The sequence below is a fragment of the Methylobacterium sp. CM6241 genome (assembly GCF_054817845.1).
The window spans coordinates 3,104,402-3,122,872 of record NZ_CM139246.1 but is presented as its reverse complement, the minus strand read 5'-3'; the positions used below and the strand labels follow the sequence as shown (position 1 = coordinate 3,122,872).

Here is an 18,471-nt window from a genome sequence, read left to right as displayed (position 1 = left end):
CTGCCCGCGCGACGGCGCGGCGGCGGGCGTCCGCCGAACGCACTGATCCCGGCCATCGGTCAAGATCAGTGCCGCTTGGTATCAAGGAGACGATCATGGTGACGATCCCCCGCCGCGACTACGCCGCCCTCTACGGTCCCACCACGGGGGACGGCGTGCGCCTCGCCGACACCTCCCTCGTCGCCGTCGTGGAGAAGGATTACGCCGTCTACGGCGACGAATGCCTGCATGGCGGCGGCAAGACCCTGCGCGACGGGATCGGCATGGCGCCCGGCATCACCTCGGCCGAGGGCGCCCTCGATTTCCTGCTCTGCAACGTTCTCGTCATCGATCCCGTGCTCGGCATCGTGAAGGGCGATCTCGGCATCCGCCACGGCAAGATCGTCGGCATCGGCAAGGCCGGCAACCCGGCGATCATGGACGGGGTCGATCCGCGGCTCATCGTGTCCGCCGGCACCACGGTGCGCGATTGCGAGGGGCTGATCGCGACGCCGGGCGCCATCGACGTCCATGTCCATTTCGATTCCGCGGGCTTGCCTGACCACGCCATCGCGTCGGGCATCACCACGCTGCTCGGCGGCTCGCTCGGGCCGATCACCGTGGGCATCGATTCCGGGGGGCCGTTCAACACGGGCAAGATGCTCCAGGCGGCCGAGCATTGGCCGGTGAATTTCGGCTTCCTCGGCCGTGGCAACACCCACAAGCCGGCGGCCCTCAAGGAGCAGTTGGAGACCGGTGTGCTCGGCCTGAAGATCCACGAGGATTGGGGGGCGATGCCCTCGGCCATCGATGCCTGCCTGGGATTCGCCGACGCGCACGATTTCCAGGTCCAGCTCCACACCGACACGCTCAACGAATCCGGCTTCGTGGAGGACACGCTCGCCGCCATCGGCGGCCGGGTGATCCACATGTATCACACGGAAGGGGCCGGCGGCGGGCACGCGCCGGACATCATCCGCGTCGCCGGCCTGCCCCATTGCCTGCCCTCCTCGACGAACCCCACCAATCCCTACACGGTGAATACGTTCGACGAGCACCTCGACATGACAATGGTGTGCCACCACCTCAACCCGGCCCTGCCGGAGGACGTGGCCTTCGCCGAGAGCCGCATCCGCGCCCAGACCATCGCGGCCGAGGACGTGCTGCACGATATCGGCGCGATCTCGATGCTCGGCTCCGACAGCCAGGGGATGGGCCGCATCCACGAGGTGATCTGCCGGACCTGGCAGCTCGCTTCCAAGATGAAGGACCAGCGCGGCAGCCTGCCCGAGGACCGGGCCGGCTTCGGCGACAATGCCCGGATCAAGCGCTACATCGCCAAATACACGATCAATGCGGCGCGCACCTTCGGCATTGCCGATCACATCGGCTCTCTCGAAGAAGGCAAGATGGCCGACATCGTTCTGTGGCGGCCCGCCTTCTTCGGCATCAAGCCCGAACTCGTCATCAAGGGCGGCTTCATCGCCTGGGGCGCCATGGGCGATTCCGCTGCGTCGCTGATGACCTGCGAACCGATGCTGCTGCGCCCGCAATGGGGCGCGTTCGGCCTCGCCAAGCAGGGGCTCTCGGCCTGTTTCGTCCATCCGCTGGCGATCGAGCGGGGCCTGCGCAACGAACTTGGCCTGCGCAAGGCGCTGCTGCCGGCCCATGGCACCCGGACGCTCAGCAAGGCCGACATGCTCTGGAACGACGCCTGCCCCGATATCCGCGTCGATCCCCAGACCTTCGACGTCTTCGTCGACGGGGCCATCGCGACCTGCGAACCGGCCAAGGTCCTTCCCCTCGCCCAACGCTACATGCTGCGCTGATGCTCAATACCGCAATGACTCTCACTCCATCTCCCACCCGCGCCAGTGCCGCGCGGATCGGCATCGGCGGACCGGTCGGCTCGGGGAAGACGGCGCTGATCGAGCGTCTGATCCCGGTCCTGGCGGGGCGCGGCGTCGATCTCGCCATCGTCACCAACGACCTCGTCACCAAGGAGGACGCGGAACGCCTGCGCCGGTCCGGGCTGATCGATCCGGCCAGGGTCTCGGCCGTGGAGGCCGGCGCCTGCCCGCACACGGTGATCCGCGAGGACCCGACCCTCAACATCGCCGCCGGCGACGCCCTGGAGGCGGCCTTTCCCGGCCTCGACCTCCTGATCTTCGAATCCGGCGGCGACAACCTCGCCTCCACCTTCTCCCTCGATCTGGTGGATTGGTGGATCTTCGTCATCGACGTGGCGGGAGGCGACGACATCCCCAGGAAGCGCGGCCCCGGCGTACTGCGCTGCGACCTTCTCGTGGTGAACAAGACCGATCTCGCCCCCCATGTGGGGATCGACCTCCCCGCCATGCTCAGCGAGGCCACCGCCGTCCGCGGCGGCAAGGCGATGATCGCCACCAATGCCCGCGCGGGCGACGGGATCGAGGCCGTGGCGGATGCGATCTGCCGCGCGGTGCTCTTCGCGCCTTGAGCGACGTGGGAGAGGAGGTCCGGGGTGCCTCGCCGGAGGGAGCGGGCCGCTCACGCCATTCTCAGGCGCGCCTCGTCTTCGTGCGCGGCGGCGGGACCACGGTGCTGTCGCAGCAGGTCGTGCCCTATCCGTTCCACATCACCCGGCCGTTCCGGATGTATCCGGACCATCCCGACATCGCGACGCTATATCTCCAATCGGCATCCGGCGGCCTCTACCGGGCCGACCGCCTGGGCCTCGACATCACGGCGAAGGCCGGAAGCCGGGCCCATGTGACCACGCAATCGGCCACCGTCGTGCATGACACCGGCGCCTTCGCGGCACGCCAGGACACACGTCTCTACATCGCCGGCGACGCGAGCCTGGCGCTCCATCCCGATCCGATGATCCTGTTTCCCGGCGCGGCGCTGGATCTCGACACCCGCATCGTCGTCGGCCCGGATGCGCGCGCTATCGTCAGCGAAGGCTTCGCCAGCCACGATCCGACCGGCATGGGCCGGCCGTTCTCCCGGATCGCCCTGTCCCTGCGGGTCGAGACCGAGGATGGACGCATCCTCGTCAACGAGCGCTCCACCCTCGACGGGGCGCACCTGAAAGGCCCCGCCTCCCCCATGGGCGCCTACGCAGCCTATGGTTCGATGGTGATCCTCGGGAGCGTCGATTGCTGTCCCGATATCGCCGCTCTCCAGGCCGTCGCTGAGGGAATGGGATGCCTCTGCGGAGCGAGCCCGCTTCCGAACGCCGCCGGATTGGCCGTGCGGGTTCTCGCGCGCAATGGTGGCGCGCTGTCGACGGGCATGGATGCGGTCTTCGCGGTCGCTTTCGCCGCGCTGTTCGGCTGCGCCCCTGCACGCCGTCGCAAATGAGGATGGGACCGGACTGGATCGGCGGGCGCGGGCTCCGCTCGGCGGTCGTGAAGGAAAGGCGCTCAGCCTGCCCAGCAATGATGCACCATGCAGCCAATTTACCCTTTAAGAAACGAAGTTTCTTACCGACAGTGTGCCTCGGTCGAGTTGGAGTGATCCTGCTCCAGGGAGCAACCGTGGGTGGACAAAGGCATGTCCTCCGCAATGAAAAGTGGGGAACGAACCGATGGCGTCGAAAGACGAAGGCACCGCTTATCTTCAACTTCGTCGCCGGTTGCTACTCGGCCTGGCAGCAGCCCCCTTCATTGCCGCTACGAGAAGCTCGTCCGTCTCTGCGGCCGATACCGTGAACACGACGGGACTCGCCGTCACCGACACCGAAGTGACCGTCGGCATCCTCCACTCCGTCACCGGCACGATGGCGATCTCCGAGACCGGTGCCACGCAGGCCGAAAAGCTCGCCTTCGAGCAGATCAACGCCTCCGGCGGCATCCTCGGCCGCAAGATCAAGGTGATCCAGGAGGACGGCGCTTCCGACTGGCCGACCTTCGCCGAAAAGGCCAAGAAGCTCCTCGTCAACGACCATTGCGCGGCGATCTTCGGCTGCTTCACCTCGGCTTCGCGCAAGGCGGCGCTGCCGGTGATCGAGCAGTATAACGGCCTGCTCTACTATCCGACTTTCTACGAGGGATTGGAGCAGTCCAAGAACGTCATCTATACCGGGCAGGAGGCGACGCAGCAGATCCTCGCCAGCCTCGACTGGGTCCACAAGGAGAAGGGCGGCGACAGCTTCTTCTTCATCGGCTCGGATTACATCTGGCCGCGCACCTCGAACAAGATCGCCCGCAAGCACATCGAGAGCGTGCTCAAAGGAAAGGTCGTCGGCGAGGAGTATTTCCCCTTCGGCCACACCCAGTTCAACTCGGTGATCAACAAGATCAAGCTCACCAAGCCGAAGGTGATTTTCGTCACCGTCGTCGGCGGCTCGAACGTGGCGTTCTACAAGCAGCTCAAGGCCTCCGGCATCGATCTCTCGAAACAGACCCTGCTCACCCTGTCCGTCACGGAGGACGAGGTCGAGGGCATCGGCGGCGACAACATCGCGGGCGCCTATTCCTGCATGAAGTACTTCCAGTCCATCGAGAACGAGAACAACAAGGCCTTCGTCGCCGCCTTCCACAAGATGTGGGGCGAGAAGACCGTCATCGGCGACGTGACCCAGGCCGCCTATCTCGGCCCGTTCCTATGGAAGATGGCCTGCGAGAAGGCCGGCTCGTTCGATGTGGACAAGGTCGTCGCGGCCTCGCCGGGCCTGGAATTCAAGGACGCGCCGGAAGGCTATGTGCGCGTCGATCCGAACCACCACCTCTGGTCCAAGACCCGCGTCGGCAAGGCCAAGGCCGATGGCCAGTTCGAGATCGTCTATACGAGCCCCGAGCTGATCAAGCCGGACCCATTCCCCAAAGGGTATCAGTAGACCCTATCGAAGGCGGTCCGAAGCCCGGACCGCCGTGTCGTGTCGATCGACAGGACTGCCGTCCACCCGTGAACGGGTGAGACGGCGGTCCTTCACAAGGGATTTATGCGGCCCGGACATTGGCCAGGAATTGCCGCACTTCGGAACCGAGATGTTCCGACTGGCGTGACAGTTCCGATGCCGAGATCAGCACCTGATCCGCCGCGGCGCCGGTATGCACGGCGGCATCGGCCACACCCGTAACGTTCGAGGTCACCTCACCGGTGCCGACAGCCGCCAGGGAGACGTTGCGGACGATCTCCTGCGTCGCCGCACCCTGCTGCTCCACGGCCACCGCGATCGTGGTCGCCACCGTGCTGATCTCCTTGATGCGGTTGGTGATGGTGCCTATCGCCGTCACGGCCTGGTCGGTGGAGCCCTGAATCACGGCGATCTGGCCCGCGATGTCCTGGGTGACGCGCGCGGTCTGGTTGGCGAGTTCCTTGACCTCCGAGGCGACCACGGCGAATCCGCGGCCGGCATCGCCGGCGCGTGCCGCCTCGATGGTCGCGTTGAGGGCGAGCAGGTTGGTTTGCGCGGCGATGGCGTTGATCATCGTCACCATGTCGCCGATCTTCGCCACTGCCCCGCTCAGGGCCTCCACGAAACCGAAGGTCTGCAGGGCTTCGTCGACGGCCTCCTGCGCCAGTTGGCTCGAACCGCTCACCTGCCGGGCGATCTCCTGAACGGAGCTCCCCAGTTCCTCCACCGCCGTCGCGACGGCGGTCACGTTCGCCGCCGCGTCACGGGCCGCGTTGGCGACCGTGTCGGACTGGCCGGCCGTGCGGGCGGCGGTGTCGGCCATCTCGCGCGCGGTGGCCTGCAATTCTGTGGCGGCCGAGGCGACGAGGCCGACGATGCCGCCCACGGCGTTCTCGAACCCATCGGCCAGGCCCCGCGTGCCGGCCCGGCGCTGCTCGTCCGCCATCACCCGGGCCGCTTCCTTCCGGTGCTCCTCCGCCTCCGCGCTCTGCCGCAGGGAGTCGCGCAGCCCGACGACGGCCTTGCCCACGAGCCCCACTTCGTCCCGGCGGTCCGCCTGCGGCACGGGCGCATTGTAATCGCCCGCGGCCATGTCGCCAATCGTGGTGCCGAGCGCCCGGATCGGCACGCCGACGAGACGCCGGATGAGGGCGAAGAGAATGGCGGAGCTCGCCAGGACGCACAGGGCCGAGATGCCGATGAGGATCCATTGCGCGCTGTCGGCCGCGGCCGTCAGCGTCGCCTCGGGAACGGCGGTGACGATCGCCCAGCGATCCTTCGTCGCCCCGGCCTGGATCGGCTCGGCCATGTAGCGCCAGGATCGGGAATCGGGCCCGGTCACGACCTCCTGCACGCGCTCCCCGGTCTCGACCGCCCGTCGCGCCGCCATGGCAGCCGCGGGATCCAGCTTGTCGAGGGATTTGCCGACCACCTTCGCATCCGGATACGCCACCGCTCCGCCCTGAGTGGAGACCAGGGTGACGTAGCCGGTGCCGAAGGGCCGGACCGAAGCCACGGCCTGGCTCATGGCGGAAAGATCGATGTCGATCCCTCCGACGCCGAGAAACTTGCCGTCCACCGTGATCGGTGCCCCGAAGGACATGATCATTGTGTCCTTCCCCGCCACGGGGTAGTTGTACGGCTCGATGGCGACGGGCCGATTCAGCAATTTGGGCTGCTGATAATAGGCCCCTTCCACGGGGTTCTCGTAGCCTGTCAGCACTTCGCGCACGATGGTGCCGCTGCCACGGTTCCAGTACGGCAGGAAACGCCCGGTGGCGTCGGAGGTGGAACCACCGGCGAACTCGGTGTCGCGCGCGTCGAGAGCGTTGGCCTCCCACCCGGTCCATGTGGCGAGGATGGCGGGATTCTCCTCCAGCAGTCGCTTGAGAGCCGCATCGTAAATTGCGCGATCCTTCACGCCACTGCTTTGCATGGCGCCGGCGACCACAGCGATATTCTTCGCGATCTGGGCGACCTCGTCCAGGCGACCGCGCACGGCGCGCGCCTCGTTCGACAGTGTCTCCCCCTGTAGCGCCTCGGCCTGGGTGGCGAACGAGTCGCCGATCTGTCTGGTCAGAAAGATCGTTCCGACGGTGAAGATTGCTGCCAGCGACACGCTGCCCGCAATCGCGGCTTTGAAGGAAAGAGTGGCCATTGCAGGATCGGTTCCGCCCATAAGATGTGCACTGAGGCAATATTCAATTGGCAGGTTAACAAATGATCTATTGGTAGTATGATTTAAATTTCCGTTTCCCCAATGCAAGGTTTGTTATGAACGGATTAAAGGTTGTCCGATTACGCGAGGAGGACCGATGGTGGTGTTCGCACAATTCTTTCGCGTATCCGTAGGGTTTTAGCTCGCGCGATTGGGTGTTCGTTCATCGGTTGCGGAAGACTGGTTGGTGAAGAAGCCTCGTTGCGGTCTATTGAGAACTACCTAAGCTGGAATTCCAGCGGTTGCGACGGTCTCCGGCGAGGGCTTTGGGATGCAGAGCTTTCCCAGATCCTCACTTGCCGACGGTCCCACTCGGACACGAATCTTCTTGGGATCGAAATGGGGAAACGCCACGATGGTCGCGGAAAGCCGCTTCTGATGGCCGTCGAGCTTGCCGATCTCCACCGACCGGCCGATGGCCGCCGCCGAGACGTCGAGGCGCGCCAGGGCGATGGTCTTGCCGAGGATCGGTGATTTCGTGGCGCTGGTGACGATCCCAATCTGGGTCCGGCCGTCATAGACGGGATCGCCATGCACGACGGGCTCGTTGCCCGTGACGTCTAGGCCGACCATCCGCTTGTGCGGGTTGTCCCGTCGACGTGCCACCGCCTCCGATCCGATGTAGTGGTCCGGCTTGTCCTTGGGCACGGTGAAGCCGATTCCCGCCTCGAACGGGTCGGTCTGGTCGCAGAAATCGTATCCGGCGAAGATGAGGCCGGCCTCGATCCGGAGCATGTCGAGGGCGGCGAGCCCCATCGGCGTGAGGCCATGCGGCTCACCGGCTCGCATGATCGCGTCCCAGAGGTCGGTCGCCCGGCTCGGATGGCACCAGACCTCGTAGCCGAGTTCGCCGGTATAACCGGTTCGCGACACCAGGACCGGCACGCCGTCGATGCGCCCGACGGTGAAGCGGAACCATTTCAACTCGTCGATCGTGGGTTCCTGGGGTGGGCTGACGACGAGGCTCGACAGAATCGCCCGCGATCTCGGCCCCTGGACGGAGACGTTGTGAAGCTGGTCGGTGGAACTCTTCACCCAGACCTTCAGCTTGTGTTCCTCGGCGAGCTTGCGCAGCCAGATGCCGGAATATTCGTCTCCGCAGATCCAGCGGAAGTTGTTCTGGCCGAGACGGAACAGCGTGCCGTCGTCGATCATCCCGCCATGCGGGTTGCACATGGCGGTATAGACGATCTGGTTGACGGCGAGCTTTCGCACGTTGCGTGTCACCGCGAGCTGCATCAGATCCTCGGCATCGGGCCCGATCACCTCGAACTTGCGCAGGACCGAGAGGTCCATGATCGTGGCCCGCTCGCGGCAGGCCCAGTATTCCTCCAGCGGGCCCGCCGCGTTGAAGCAGGTCGGCACCCAGAACCCGCGATAATCTTCCATCTTCCGTGTCAAGGCGGCGGTGCGTGGGTGAAACCCGGATTCGCGGGTGAGGCGCGGTTCGGCATCGGGGGTCATGCGGTGGCTCATACCCTTGGAGAAGGCGCTTTCAGAATCATAGACCCGGACGTGTATGTCGGTGGGGCACCAGCCATTGGCGGGATCGATGTCGTCGGCGCAGGACGAGGTGGCGCAGACGAGGTCGGTCAGCGCCCGCAACAGAACGTAATCGCCCGCGCGTGACCAGGGCTCGTCCATGGTGATCTTATCATCCGGCCCGGCGACGGTGTTGTAGAAGAAGTTGATCGCCGGCCAACCCTTCTTCGGCTGAACCCCATGCGGTCGCAGGACAGCGTTGAAGTTGTCGGTGCAGTTCGAATGACCGGGATATCCCATATCCTCATAATACTTGGCCGAGCAGGCGAGCATGAACGTATCGTGGCGCCCGACCGTGTCCTGCACGATTTCGACCAGGGGGACCATGCGCGCGTCGAAATACTTCGACAGCAGGCCGGGTTTCGGCGCCGTCGATCCCATCAGGGTATGCGTGGTGGTGGCGTCGAGGCCGTATTCGTCACCCGCTTCGAGGGCCACGGCATCGAAGGCGAGGAAATCGGCGCATTGGCGCCCGTCCACGTCGATGATCTGGATGTACTGACCGGCCTTGACCGTGAAGGCCTCCGCCGTCGCGGCCCTCACGCGCAGGTCGAGAAGGGGCGGAGCGAGGGGCGGCGGCGCCCTCCCCTCGAGGGACGTGGCAGGCTCGATCTCCACCCGCAGATCGGTCGGCGGATCCTGCGCGTCCGGCGCCATCGGGCCGCCGGGAACGATGAGCACGCAGACCGAGGCGGCGGCCGCCGTCACCTCGAAGGCCGAGCCCGGTTGGGACTCGCCGTGAAACAGCGCGTGCGCTTCGAGATCGGACGCTGCGAGGCCATGCCGTGCGAGGGCGGCGCTTTCCGCCTCTCCGCCCATCCCCTCGCCCCGCCGGCGCAAGAGATCCCCCATGTTCGAGGCGACGCGCCCGTCCGCGGCCGCCGCTCCGAACGCATCGGGGCGAGCATAGAGAAAGGCAGGCTGGCACCCTTCCGGATCGACGATGCGCAGACGATCCCCGGCCTCGACCTCGAAGAAGGCTGAGGCTCCACCCCTCGCCGAGAACGAGAGCGTGCGCGGCGACGTTGCCCCCCGCGCGGGCTCTGGCTGCATCCAGATCTGGTTCATTCGACGATCCCTGGTATACTGGCCGCGATGCGGTCGGGCCGACGCGAGAGTGTTACGCGATCATTCCGCGGCTTGGGGCAGGCCCATGAAGGCATCGAGCGAGTCGTCCATTGCCTTCATCCATGTGGTGTGATGGGCCGGTGAGAGCGTGCCGGTGATGGTCGAGCGGTAGGATCTGTCGCGATAGGTGAGGATGCCCTCCATCTTGTGATGCTCCCATTCCTTGAACAGCTCGGCAACTTTGTCGACGTCGAGGGGAGGATAGTCGGTCGCCGCCAGGAGCTCGCGGACATACTCCGTCTGAAAGTCGATCGCCTCGAACGGGTTGGTGAGCGTGTCCTGATAGGCCAGCCACTTGGTGATGTCGGCGTTCCGCTCTTCCGCGCCCGGCAGGGTGAGCTTGCCCATCATGTAGTCGCGGGCATACCAGGCCTGGGCATCGAACATGTTGAAGGTGTAATACTGATCCTGCATCCCGATATAGATTAGCTTCGGGTTCGACTGCCAGAAGATGCCCTTGTAGATCCCGGCCGGATACAGGCAGTTGTGTGACTTGAGGCGCAGCTCGTCCGGCAGGAACGGATAGGTGTGCTGATAGCCCGTGCACAGGATGATCGCATCCACTTCCTTGGTGCTGCCATCCTTGAAATGCGCTGCCTTCCCCGAGAGTTTCAGCAGAAGAGGTTTCTCCACAAAGCCTTCGGGCCAATCGAAGCCCATCGGCTTGGTGCGGTAGCTGAAGGTGATCGATTTCGCGCCGTACTTGATGCACTGGGTACCAATATCTTCTGCGGAATAGCTTGCGCCGATCATCAGGAGATGCTTGCCGGCGAACTCGTCGGCGACGCGGAAGTCGTGGGCATGCATCACACGGCCTGGGAACTGCTCCAGTCCCTCGAAACTCGGGACGTTGGGCACGGAGAAGTGCCCGTTGGCCACGACCACGTAATCGAACTCTTCGACCTGATGCTCATCGGCGATCAGATCCTTCGCCGTCACGGTGAACCTGCCGGTTTCCTCCGAATAGCTGACCCAGCGGACGGGCGTGCAGAAGCGGATATACTTGCGAACATCGCTGCGCTCGACGCGGCCGGCGATGTAATCGTGCAGCACCGCCCGCGGTGGATAGGACGGAATCGGGCGGCCAAAATGCTCCTCGAAGGAGTAATCCGCGAATTCGAGGCATTCCTTCGGGCCGTTCGACCAGAGGTAGCGATACATGCTGCTGTGGACGGGTTCGCCGTTCCCGTCGAGGCCGGTGCGCCAGGAATAATTCCACTGGCCGCCCCAATCGGATTGCTTCTCGAAACAGACGAGTTCGGGGATCTCCTCGCCTCGGCGACGCGCGGACTCGAAGGCCCGCAACTGAGCTAATCCGCTCGGACCCGCGCCGATGATCGCAACCCGTTTCCGCATGATGAGATCTCCGAGAAACATCGTGTGAGGCGAGACGGCCCCCGATTGAGCCATCCGCTCCGACAGCGAGGATCGCCCCGCGCGTTCATTCTTCTTGGGAAAATTTTATGCCGGGGTGAAATGACGATGCAATAGTGACTGTTGGCACTACTGTGTGGGTCTGCCTCTGCATTGAGAAAACGAAGGGCGTCTGAGTTTGCGAGGATCATGCCAAATGGTCGTTTCGAGCAGATAATGTGCCATTACCTTGCATTCGCATTCTCTCTTTACGACCGTGGACGAAGGACCGGGGGGGTAAAGAAGGCCTTGGGTGGTGGGGCTGCCGACGATACTGTGCGGGACGTGCGCATGGGCGAGGCCGGCCGTCTCGCGACGAGCGCGTGAGATGCAGTGGATGGCACCGTTTCCAAGATGACCGTTTTAGGATGAGTGACGAACCGATCCGGAACGGTGGCATCGGGTTGACCGACGCCGAATGGTACAGACGGTTCGGCGAGGTCGCGGCTTCGATCGGAACCGAGTCTTTTCACCGGAACTTACTGTCCCTGTTCGCTCTTTCCATCGAGAGCGATTCGGGATGGATCATCCGTTATTCGCGTGTGGCCCCGCCGGACGTGCTCTACACCACCGGGGTTCCGAGCGAGATCGTGGATTTCTACAACAGGAAATGCCTTCGGATCGATCCGTTCTCCCTCTATTGGAAGACGTTCGGCAAGCCGGGCATCCTGACATTGTCGGAGATCGGGCATACCAGCCCAGAATCGATCCTCTATGCGAAGATCTTCCGCCCCGCCGCCAATATTTCCGACGAATTGGGGATGTTCTTCTCGACGGTGGGGCATTGCTGCTTCGGCTTGTTCCTCGAACGCGAGCGGGGGGAGTTCTCGCAGGAGGATGTCCGTAGGGCGGAACTGATCTTTCCGGCCCTAGAGGGATGTCACCGGAGTCATCTCGGCCACCTTTTCAGCAATCTGCGCTATACGAACGGGAAGCAGGCGGAGGGATTGCTCAACCGCCCAACCCTGATCCGAGACCGCCACGACGTGGAGGTGTTTGCCAACGAGACCTGGAAGCAGGCGGTCCTGGCTGATGTCTCCATCGAACCGATGCTGGAGACGCTGGCTCGCGCGGACGCTATCCAGACCGTCCACGCGCGGGATCATGTGATCACGTCGGAGACCTTCGATCGCGACTTCGCCCTGGCGCCCGGCGGCCGGATCTTCATGCTGGGTCCGAAAGTCTCGGCGCAGGACGATCTGGCCAGTTATCAGGCTGCGGCGGACATCCTGACAGCCCTGACGCCGCGGGAGCGGGACATCCTGACCCTGACCATGAAAGGCCAGGCCACGGGCGACATCGCGCAGATTCTGAAGATCAGCAAGGGCACGATCAAGAACTGCAAGATCCGGATCTATCGCAAGGTGGATGTCACGTCGGAACGGGATCTCATCAAGAAGTTCAGTCCGTTCTTTCCCTCGGCCTGACACGGGCCGCATAGCTCCGCGGCTTCCCGGTGAGGCCGACCCGCAGGCCGGGCTCACCGGGGCCCGGCGGCATGCCGCCGGCTCGCGGTCTGGTATCAGGCGGTCCGTTCGTCGGCCGGATGGGTGCGCAGGCGCATCGGGTCGTAGAACGGCGTCCGCACCACGTTGGCGACCAGCGGGCCGGTCTCGGTTTGGACCTCGACCTCGGTTCCGAGGGCGGAGAGCTCCGGCGGCAGGTGGGCGAGGCCGAGGGACTTCATCAGGTGGCGGCTGTAGGTGGTGCTGTTGACGGTGCCGACCTCGATTCCGTCCTTGAAGATCTTGGCGCCGGGCGTCACCGCCTCATGGTGCAGGATCTCGAGGCCGACCTGGCTGAAACGCTCGGTGCCCCTCCTCGCCAGCAGGGCGGCCTTGCCGCGAAAATCCGGCTTGTCGAGGTCGACGGTCCAGGCCAGGCCCATTTCCCACGGCGTGGTGTCGGGCTTCGGCATGTCGAAGGGGAAGAACAGCAGGCCGCCCTCCACGCGCACGATGTCGAGGCAGTCCCAGGAGGCCGCCACGATGCCGAAGGGTTCGCCCGCCTGCATGATCGCGTCCCAGAGGGCGATGGCGTCCTTGGCGGCGCAGAACACCTCGTAGCCGCGCTCGGCCGAGTAGCCGCCCCGCGCCAGGGACACGTCGCGGCCGAACAGCGTCGTGCGGACATGCTCGAAATACTTCAGAGTCGCCAGATCGAAGGGCGTGTGCGGCGCGAGGATGTCGAGGGCCAGCGGTCCCTGCAGCGACAGAATGTGGACGTCGTCGTCGCGGGCCGCTTCCACGGCGCGGCCTTCGGTGAATTCGGGAAGAACGTCTTCGAGGCTGCCGCCGCCATGCGAGACGCGGAAGGCCTGCGGCCCGTCCCGGTAGACCAGCACGTCGTCGATCAGGGAGCCGTTCTCGTCGACGATGTTGCTGATGGCCGACTTACCTTGCGCGATCTTGCCGACGTCGCTGGTGAGCATCGCGTTCAGCATCGCTTCCGCGTCCGGACCGGAGACGTTGACGATGCGAAGGCCGGAGACGTCGAACAGGCCCGCCCGCGAGCGGACGATGGTGGTCTCCTCGTAGCGGTCGGTGCTGTAGGATTGGGGGATGGGCATCCCGTTCCACTCGGCGTCGAGTGACGAGCCCAGGGCCAGGTGGCGTTCGTTGAGGGCCGACTGGCGGGGAAGGTCTTTGTAGCTCATGGCGGCTGTCCCTTAGAGCGCTCTCCGCCGAAGTGGATGCCGGTTCGGCGAAAAAGAGCGCGGCAAAACAAAGGCCTAGAGATGTGCCCCGACCCAACGTGGTCGGGCGCAGCTCTAGCGTTCCGTTTTTTGATTGGGCGGGCTCTGTCTCGTCCCGCGCGCGGGCTGCCGGAGCTCATGGCCCCGGCAGCCCGGTTCGATCAGAGCTGGAAGAACCAGTTCGAGAGGAGGAGCACCACGACGCCGGCGGCCAGCGTCAGGTAGGGCAGGATTCCCGCCCGGCGGCGGCTCACCGCACCGTCGGGGCCGACATGCAGGTCCTCGTACATCTCGGTCGGGAACTTGCCGCCGTCCTGGACATAGTGGCGGTAGCAGAAGACCGGGATGATCAGGGCGGCGGTGATCAGGCCGGCCCAGAGAGCGACCGGGTTCCAGACCTTCGCGCCCGCGCCCATGAAGATCACGTTCACGAAGGCGAATACGCCGCCGAGCACCAGGATGACAGTCGGTGCGCGGTAGGGGCGCGGGATATGCGCCGAGTCGATGCGGTGGATCCAGGCCGAGTTGAGGTTGAGGAAGTTGAAGATGATGTAGCCGCAATTCGACACGGCCAGGATGAAGAAGAAGCTCGTCGCATCGGCACAGGCGATCGCCAGGATCGCGAGGTTGAAGACGAGATCGGTCCACATCGCCCGCGTCGGCGCGCCGTGCTCGTTCACATGGCTGAGGTAGCGCGGCAGCCAACCGTCGGCCGAGCCCTGGTAGAGGGTGCGCGAGGACCCCGCCATCGCCGTCATGATGCAGAGCACGAGGGCCAGGATCATCAGCATGACGAGGAAGTTCTCGACGATGGGACCGCCGCCGACCATGTGCGCGAGTGCTGCCGCCACACCCGACCCGTCCACGATGGAGGCCTCCAGCATCCCCTCGACGCCGAGCATGCTCTGGAAGGTGAAGGGCACGAGGGTGAACAGCAGGAGGCAGAGCAGGCCCGAATAGAAGATCGCCTTGAACGTATCCTTGGCGGGATCACGGAACTCGCTGGTGTAGCAGATCGCCGTCTCGAACCCGTAGGTCGACCAGGCCGCGATGAACATGCTGCCGAGGACCAGTGTCCAGCCCGTGATGTTCCAGGCGCCCGGCGCAGGAGCGGCCGGCGCCGCGAGGGGGACGAGCGGAGAGAAGTTCTCCCAGTTCACGCCGTGGATCAGCAGCGGGACCACGCCGACGATGAACATCGGGATGATGACGAGGAGGCCGATATACTTCTGGACGTTCGCCGTTCCAAGGATACCGCGGTGCTGCACGGCGAAGACCGCGAGCATGAGGGCGGCGCCGATGAAGAAGGCCAGGTTGAGGGAGAGCGAGACCGGGCCGAGGGTGGTGGTGAACAGGGTCCAGCTGCGGATGCCGGGCGCCACGGCCGCGATGGCCGCCGTCACCTTGTCGGCATCGGCCATCTGCAGGGCGGCACCGTTGGTGGCGAGCCATTGCACCACGGCCGGCGACGTGGCCGTCGGCTGCGGCGCCACCGCGTTGATGATGTAGGAGGCCGCGATGGAACAGCCCAGCGACAGGACCGGCGACCAGGCGAACCAGTTGCACCAGACCGAGAGGGGCGCCACCAGCTTGGTGTAGCGGACCCAGGCCGCGGCCCCGTAGACCGACGCGCCCCCCGACTTGTTCGGGAACAGGCCGGCGATCTCCGCATAGGTGAAGGACTGGATGAAGCCCATGACCATGGAGAGCGTCCAGATCAGGAAGGCGAGCTTGCCCGTATTGCCGGCAATGCCGCCCACCGAGAACAGGACGAGGGCGGGCACGCCGCTCGCGACCCAGAACGCGCCCGTCCAGTTGATGCTGCGATGGAGTTTGCCGTCTCCGGCGGCTTCGATGGCGGGGGAAGTGTAGCCCGCCAGAGGCTTTGCCGCGGATGTCAGTCCGGTGCTCATGGTTGAATGCTCCATTTGTCTTGGCGAGGGATCAGTTCGGATCGAGACGCGCCCTCCGCGAGACTGCGATCCCCGGGCCGTTCGTTTCGATGAGGTTTGGGAAGAACCGAGGAGCACCCGGAGCCTCGTCTTTTCCATGAGGCACGCTCCCGTGCGCACTCGCCACGCCAGTGAGAAGCGCTGAGAGACATGTCTTCGAGAAATTTTATCGTTTGATCAGAAAATACCAGCTTGCTCACCACCGGCTATGATGGTGGGAAGCATGCCTTTAGTGGTTTTTGTTCGCTATTTATTTAGGTTGGCGGGGTTGTCGATGGACTTGCTTTGGACATGTCACCGTCGAATTGGCGCGAAGGCCAAAGTTTAGGGTGAAATGCCGGTATCGTCGCTACCCTGATGTTTGGTGGCTGCTACAAAGGTCCTGTCGGCACACGGGATGAAGATCTGTTTGGTGTTGTCCGGCTGATGGATGTCAGCCGGACGGTCGGGTCGTGCCGGGCAGGAGTGGCCGGCAAATCACGTGAGCGAGACCGTCGACGATCGCCTGGGTTCTCTACGGGAACAATCATTTCCCCTCGGGCTAAGGGCTGTCAAGCGCTATTGCAGGTCACCGCCGAGTAAGGACGGAAATTGAACTAAAATGCACCGCAATTGGCCGTTTTTATCCATTTATGCTCAGTATATAAGCAATCTGCTCAGGCAGAATCATTCGCTGCCGATGATCGCAACGCGCTGACATCCTTCATGGCCCGCACACTGTGTTGCCCTGAGGGGATCAATCGCCGAGGATGCCCGAATCAACCGTGGATTCATGGGCTTTGGCTCTGCTGGGCACTTTCAATTTATCAGGATCGCCCCTGCTTTTTCGAGAATTTGACGAAGGCCGTCGATGAAACGATCGTCCGGCACTTGCCTGATCGACATCGGGCCAACGTGCCGGCGAAATCGGCGATTGACATTTTTATTCTCGTAGCGAAAATTAAATTCTCTTAGAGAACGGTTGTTGCCCTATGGTTGGGTCACGGAGAGTCATGCTCCTTGGATCAAATCCTGCTCCGAGGGTTCGCATGGTCCGTGCCGACCGCTGCGACCGTGAATGGGAATGATGAGCCGGGCGATTGCCATATCGTCCGTTGTCGAGATGAGGCCGATGTCAGATCAGTTCATCAAGAGCCGGCCGGTCTATCAGTCGCTGGCGGTGGATTCCTCCGGATTACGACACCTGCTGGTTTCAGACTCTCCGGCCTTCAGCTTCGCGGCATCGCCCGGACAGGAAGCGGAGATCTGGTTCGTCGCGGCCCCTGACCAGGAGGGCCGTACGAGACCGCCCGAGGCCGGTGGTGGGCGATGCTTTCGTTCGCCACGGCACCTCATCGATCGCCTCGACCATCGTCTCGCGCAGGAGCGCATGGGGCTGCGGCTCTATGCAAGCGGGACCGAGGATTTCCTTTGGGACGTCTTCAACACGGCGCAACGCGCCGGAATGAACAAGCAGGAGATCTTCCAGTGCCATTCCGGCACCAAGGCGCGTCGCGTCGCCTGCGTCCATTGCCGGACCTTCAACCACGCAGTGACGACCACCATCGTCCGATGCGAGGGCTGCGGCGCGAACCTTTTCGTCCGGGATCATTTCTCCCGGCGCCTCTCGGCTTTCATGGGGGTCAAGGTCGATGCCGAAGTCGCCGGCGACGTTCCTCCCGCAGAGCAGGCCTATTCATGATCGTCGAAGGCAAGCTGTCGGCGCGCGTCGCCGAGATCGAACTCCTGAACCCGACCCTCAAGCGCTTCCGCTTCGTTCCGGAAGGCGGCGGAACATTCCCCACCTCACCGCCAGGGGCGCATGTGCTCGTCACCCTGCGGGATACGGACCGTGTCTGGCAGAACGCCTATTCGCTGGTGACCCCGCCCGATCAGCGTGATCACTACGCGATCATCGTCCGCCGTGTTGCGGAATCGCGCGGCGGCTCGCACTTCCTGCATGACATGCTCAAGGCTGGTGATGCCGTGGAACTCGGCGTACCTGCGAGCCTGTTCCCCATCGCGTCCCGGGCCCGAAAGCATATCCTGATCTCCGGCGGCATCGGTGTGACGCCGTTCCTGTCCTACTTACCGGTCCTCGCGCTTCGTGGCGCCAATTATGAACTGCATCAATTCTGCGCCGGCGACGAGGTCGAGACCTTTCGGGACCTGCTCGGAACCGATGCGGCGGGCGTTCACGTCCATGGCGTTGCCCGGGGTGCGCGGCCGGATCTCGCCGCCCTTCTCGCCGACCAGCCTCTGGGCACGCATGTCTATACCTGCGGGCCGGAGGGCCTGATGGATGCGGTCGAGGAGACTGCGCGCGGCCTCGGATGGACGCCGCATGCGATCCATCGCGAGAGTTTCGGCGGGGCCAAGGGCGGCGAGCCGTTCGTCGTCACCCTGGCGCGGTCCGGCCGGTCGTTCGAGGTCGGGGCGTCGCAGACTCTTCTCGAGGCGCTGGAGAGGTATGGCATCGAGGCCCCCTGCCTCTGCAGGGGGGGCGCCTGCGGCGTCTGCCTCCTCCCCGTGGTGGAGGGCCTCCCCGACCATCGCGATCACGTCCTGTCCGATGCCGAGAAGTCGGAGGGACGCCTCATCGCGACCTGCGTCTCCCGGGCCAGATCCGAGACCCTCGTGCTCGATTTCTAAGATTAGTCGACGACGAGGAGAACCGATCGTCGTCTGTTGATGCGACCGCGCGGCGGCGGGCGTCCGCCTA

12 protein-coding genes are annotated in these 18,471 nt (G+C 64.3%); 7 read left to right on the top strand and 5 right to left on the bottom strand.

Features of this window, described 5'->3' with window-relative positions:
• Positions 1-95: 95 nt before the first annotated feature.
• The 4 genes from ureC (at position 96) to urtA (ending at position 4,801) form a co-directional block, all read left to right on the top strand.
• Positions 96-1,808, top strand: a complete 1,713-nt coding sequence (ureC, locus tag ACYQR9_RS14555; RefSeq protein ID WP_461226884.1) for an urease subunit alpha — start codon at positions 96-98, stop codon at positions 1,806-1,808.
• A 14-nt stretch (positions 1,809-1,822) separates the two neighbouring features.
• Positions 1,823-2,458 (top strand): urease accessory protein UreG, encoded by a 636-nt coding sequence (gene ureG, locus ACYQR9_RS14550; protein ID WP_207412750.1) that lies wholly within the window; start codon positions 1,823-1,825, stop codon positions 2,456-2,458.
• Positions 2,459-2,463: 5 nt separating this feature from the next.
• Entirely contained in the window at positions 2,464-3,324 is an 861-nt protein-coding gene (locus ACYQR9_RS14545) for an urease accessory protein UreD (protein ID WP_461229810.1), read from the top strand.
• Positions 3,325-3,550: 226 nt separating this feature from the next.
• Positions 3,551-4,801, top strand: a complete 1,251-nt coding sequence (gene urtA / locus ACYQR9_RS14540; RefSeq protein ID WP_461226882.1) for an urea ABC transporter substrate-binding protein — start codon at positions 3,551-3,553, stop codon at positions 4,799-4,801.
• A gap of 103 nt (positions 4,802-4,904) precedes the next feature.
• On the opposite strand, the gene ACYQR9_RS14535 is transcribed toward urtA, so the two are convergent.
• From ACYQR9_RS14535 to ACYQR9_RS14525, 3 genes are all read right to left on the bottom strand, one after another.
• Positions 4,905-6,980, bottom strand: coding sequence for a methyl-accepting chemotaxis protein (locus ACYQR9_RS14535; protein WP_461226880.1), 2,076 nt, complete (start codon positions 6,978-6,980; stop codon positions 4,905-4,907).
• Positions 6,981-7,262: 282 nt separating this feature from the next.
• Positions 7,263-9,650: a DUF1989 domain-containing protein gene (locus ACYQR9_RS14530; protein ID WP_461226878.1), complete on the bottom strand. Its 2,388-nt coding sequence runs from the start codon at positions 9,648-9,650 to the stop codon at positions 7,263-7,265.
• Positions 9,651-9,710: 60 nt separating this feature from the next.
• Positions 9,711-11,066: an NAD(P)-binding domain-containing protein gene (locus tag ACYQR9_RS14525; RefSeq protein ID WP_461226876.1), complete on the bottom strand. Its 1,356-nt coding sequence runs from the start codon at positions 11,064-11,066 to the stop codon at positions 9,711-9,713.
• Positions 11,067-11,491: 425 nt separating this feature from the next.
• Between ACYQR9_RS14525 and ACYQR9_RS14520 the strand changes: the two genes are divergently transcribed.
• Positions 11,492-12,550 carry a helix-turn-helix transcriptional regulator gene (locus ACYQR9_RS14520; protein WP_419952798.1) on the top strand — a complete coding sequence of 353 codons (1,059 nt, stop codon included), beginning with the start codon at positions 11,492-11,494 and terminating at the stop codon, positions 12,548-12,550.
• Between the two features lie 95 nt (positions 12,551-12,645).
• Here the strand turns inward: ACYQR9_RS14520 and ACYQR9_RS14515 are convergent, their stop codons facing one another.
• Both ACYQR9_RS14515 and ACYQR9_RS14510 read right to left on the bottom strand, forming a co-directional pair.
• Entirely contained in the window at positions 12,646-13,779 is a 1,134-nt protein-coding gene (locus tag ACYQR9_RS14515; RefSeq protein ID WP_461226874.1) for an aminomethyltransferase family protein, read from the bottom strand.
• 200 nt (positions 13,780-13,979) lie between these two features.
• Positions 13,980-15,731: an APC family permease gene (locus ACYQR9_RS14510; protein WP_461226872.1), complete on the bottom strand. Its 1,752-nt coding sequence runs from the start codon at positions 15,729-15,731 to the stop codon at positions 13,980-13,982.
• 1,150 nt (positions 15,732-16,881) lie between these two features.
• Between ACYQR9_RS14510 and ACYQR9_RS14505 the strand changes: the two genes are divergently transcribed.
• Positions 16,882-17,451, top strand: coding sequence for a dimethylamine monooxygenase subunit DmmA family protein (locus ACYQR9_RS14505; RefSeq protein WP_461226870.1), 570 nt, complete (start codon positions 16,882-16,884; stop codon positions 17,449-17,451).
• Complete coding sequence (locus ACYQR9_RS14500; RefSeq protein WP_461226868.1) at positions 17,448-18,401, top strand: PDR/VanB family oxidoreductase; 954 nt, start codon at positions 17,448-17,450, stop codon at positions 18,399-18,401. The genes ACYQR9_RS14505 and ACYQR9_RS14500 overlap by 4 nt, the downstream gene beginning before the upstream one ends.
• Positions 18,402-18,471: the final 70 nt, after the last annotated feature.

Coding starts and splice junctions, on each gene's coding strand:
- ureC (WP_461226884.1), top strand. CDS start 96: ATGGTGACGATCCCCCGCCGCGACTACGCCGCCCTCTACGGTCCCACC.
- ureG (WP_207412750.1), top strand. CDS start 1,823: ATGACTCTCACTCCATCTCCCACCCGCGCCAGTGCCGCGCGGATCGGC.
- urtA (WP_461226882.1), top strand. CDS start 3,551: ATGGCGTCGAAAGACGAAGGCACCGCTTATCTTCAACTTCGTCGCCGG.
- ACYQR9_RS14535 (WP_461226880.1), bottom strand. CDS start 6,980: ATGGCCACTCTTTCCTTCAAAGCCGCGATTGCGGGCAGCGTGTCGCTG.
- ACYQR9_RS14530 (WP_461226878.1), bottom strand. CDS start 9,650: ATGAACCAGATCTGGATGCAGCCAGAGCCCGCGCGGGGGGCAACGTCG.
- ACYQR9_RS14525 (WP_461226876.1), bottom strand. CDS start 11,066: ATGCGGAAACGGGTTGCGATCATCGGCGCGGGTCCGAGCGGATTAGCT.
- ACYQR9_RS14520 (WP_419952798.1), top strand. CDS start 11,492: ATGAGTGACGAACCGATCCGGAACGGTGGCATCGGGTTGACCGACGCC.
- ACYQR9_RS14515 (WP_461226874.1), bottom strand. CDS start 13,779: ATGAGCTACAAAGACCTTCCCCGCCAGTCGGCCCTCAACGAACGCCAC.
- ACYQR9_RS14510 (WP_461226872.1), bottom strand. CDS start 15,731: ATGAGCACCGGACTGACATCCGCGGCAAAGCCTCTGGCGGGCTACACT.
- ACYQR9_RS14505 (WP_461226870.1), top strand. CDS start 16,882: ATGTCAGATCAGTTCATCAAGAGCCGGCCGGTCTATCAGTCGCTGGCG.
- ACYQR9_RS14500 (WP_461226868.1), top strand. CDS start 17,448: ATGATCGTCGAAGGCAAGCTGTCGGCGCGCGTCGCCGAGATCGAACTC.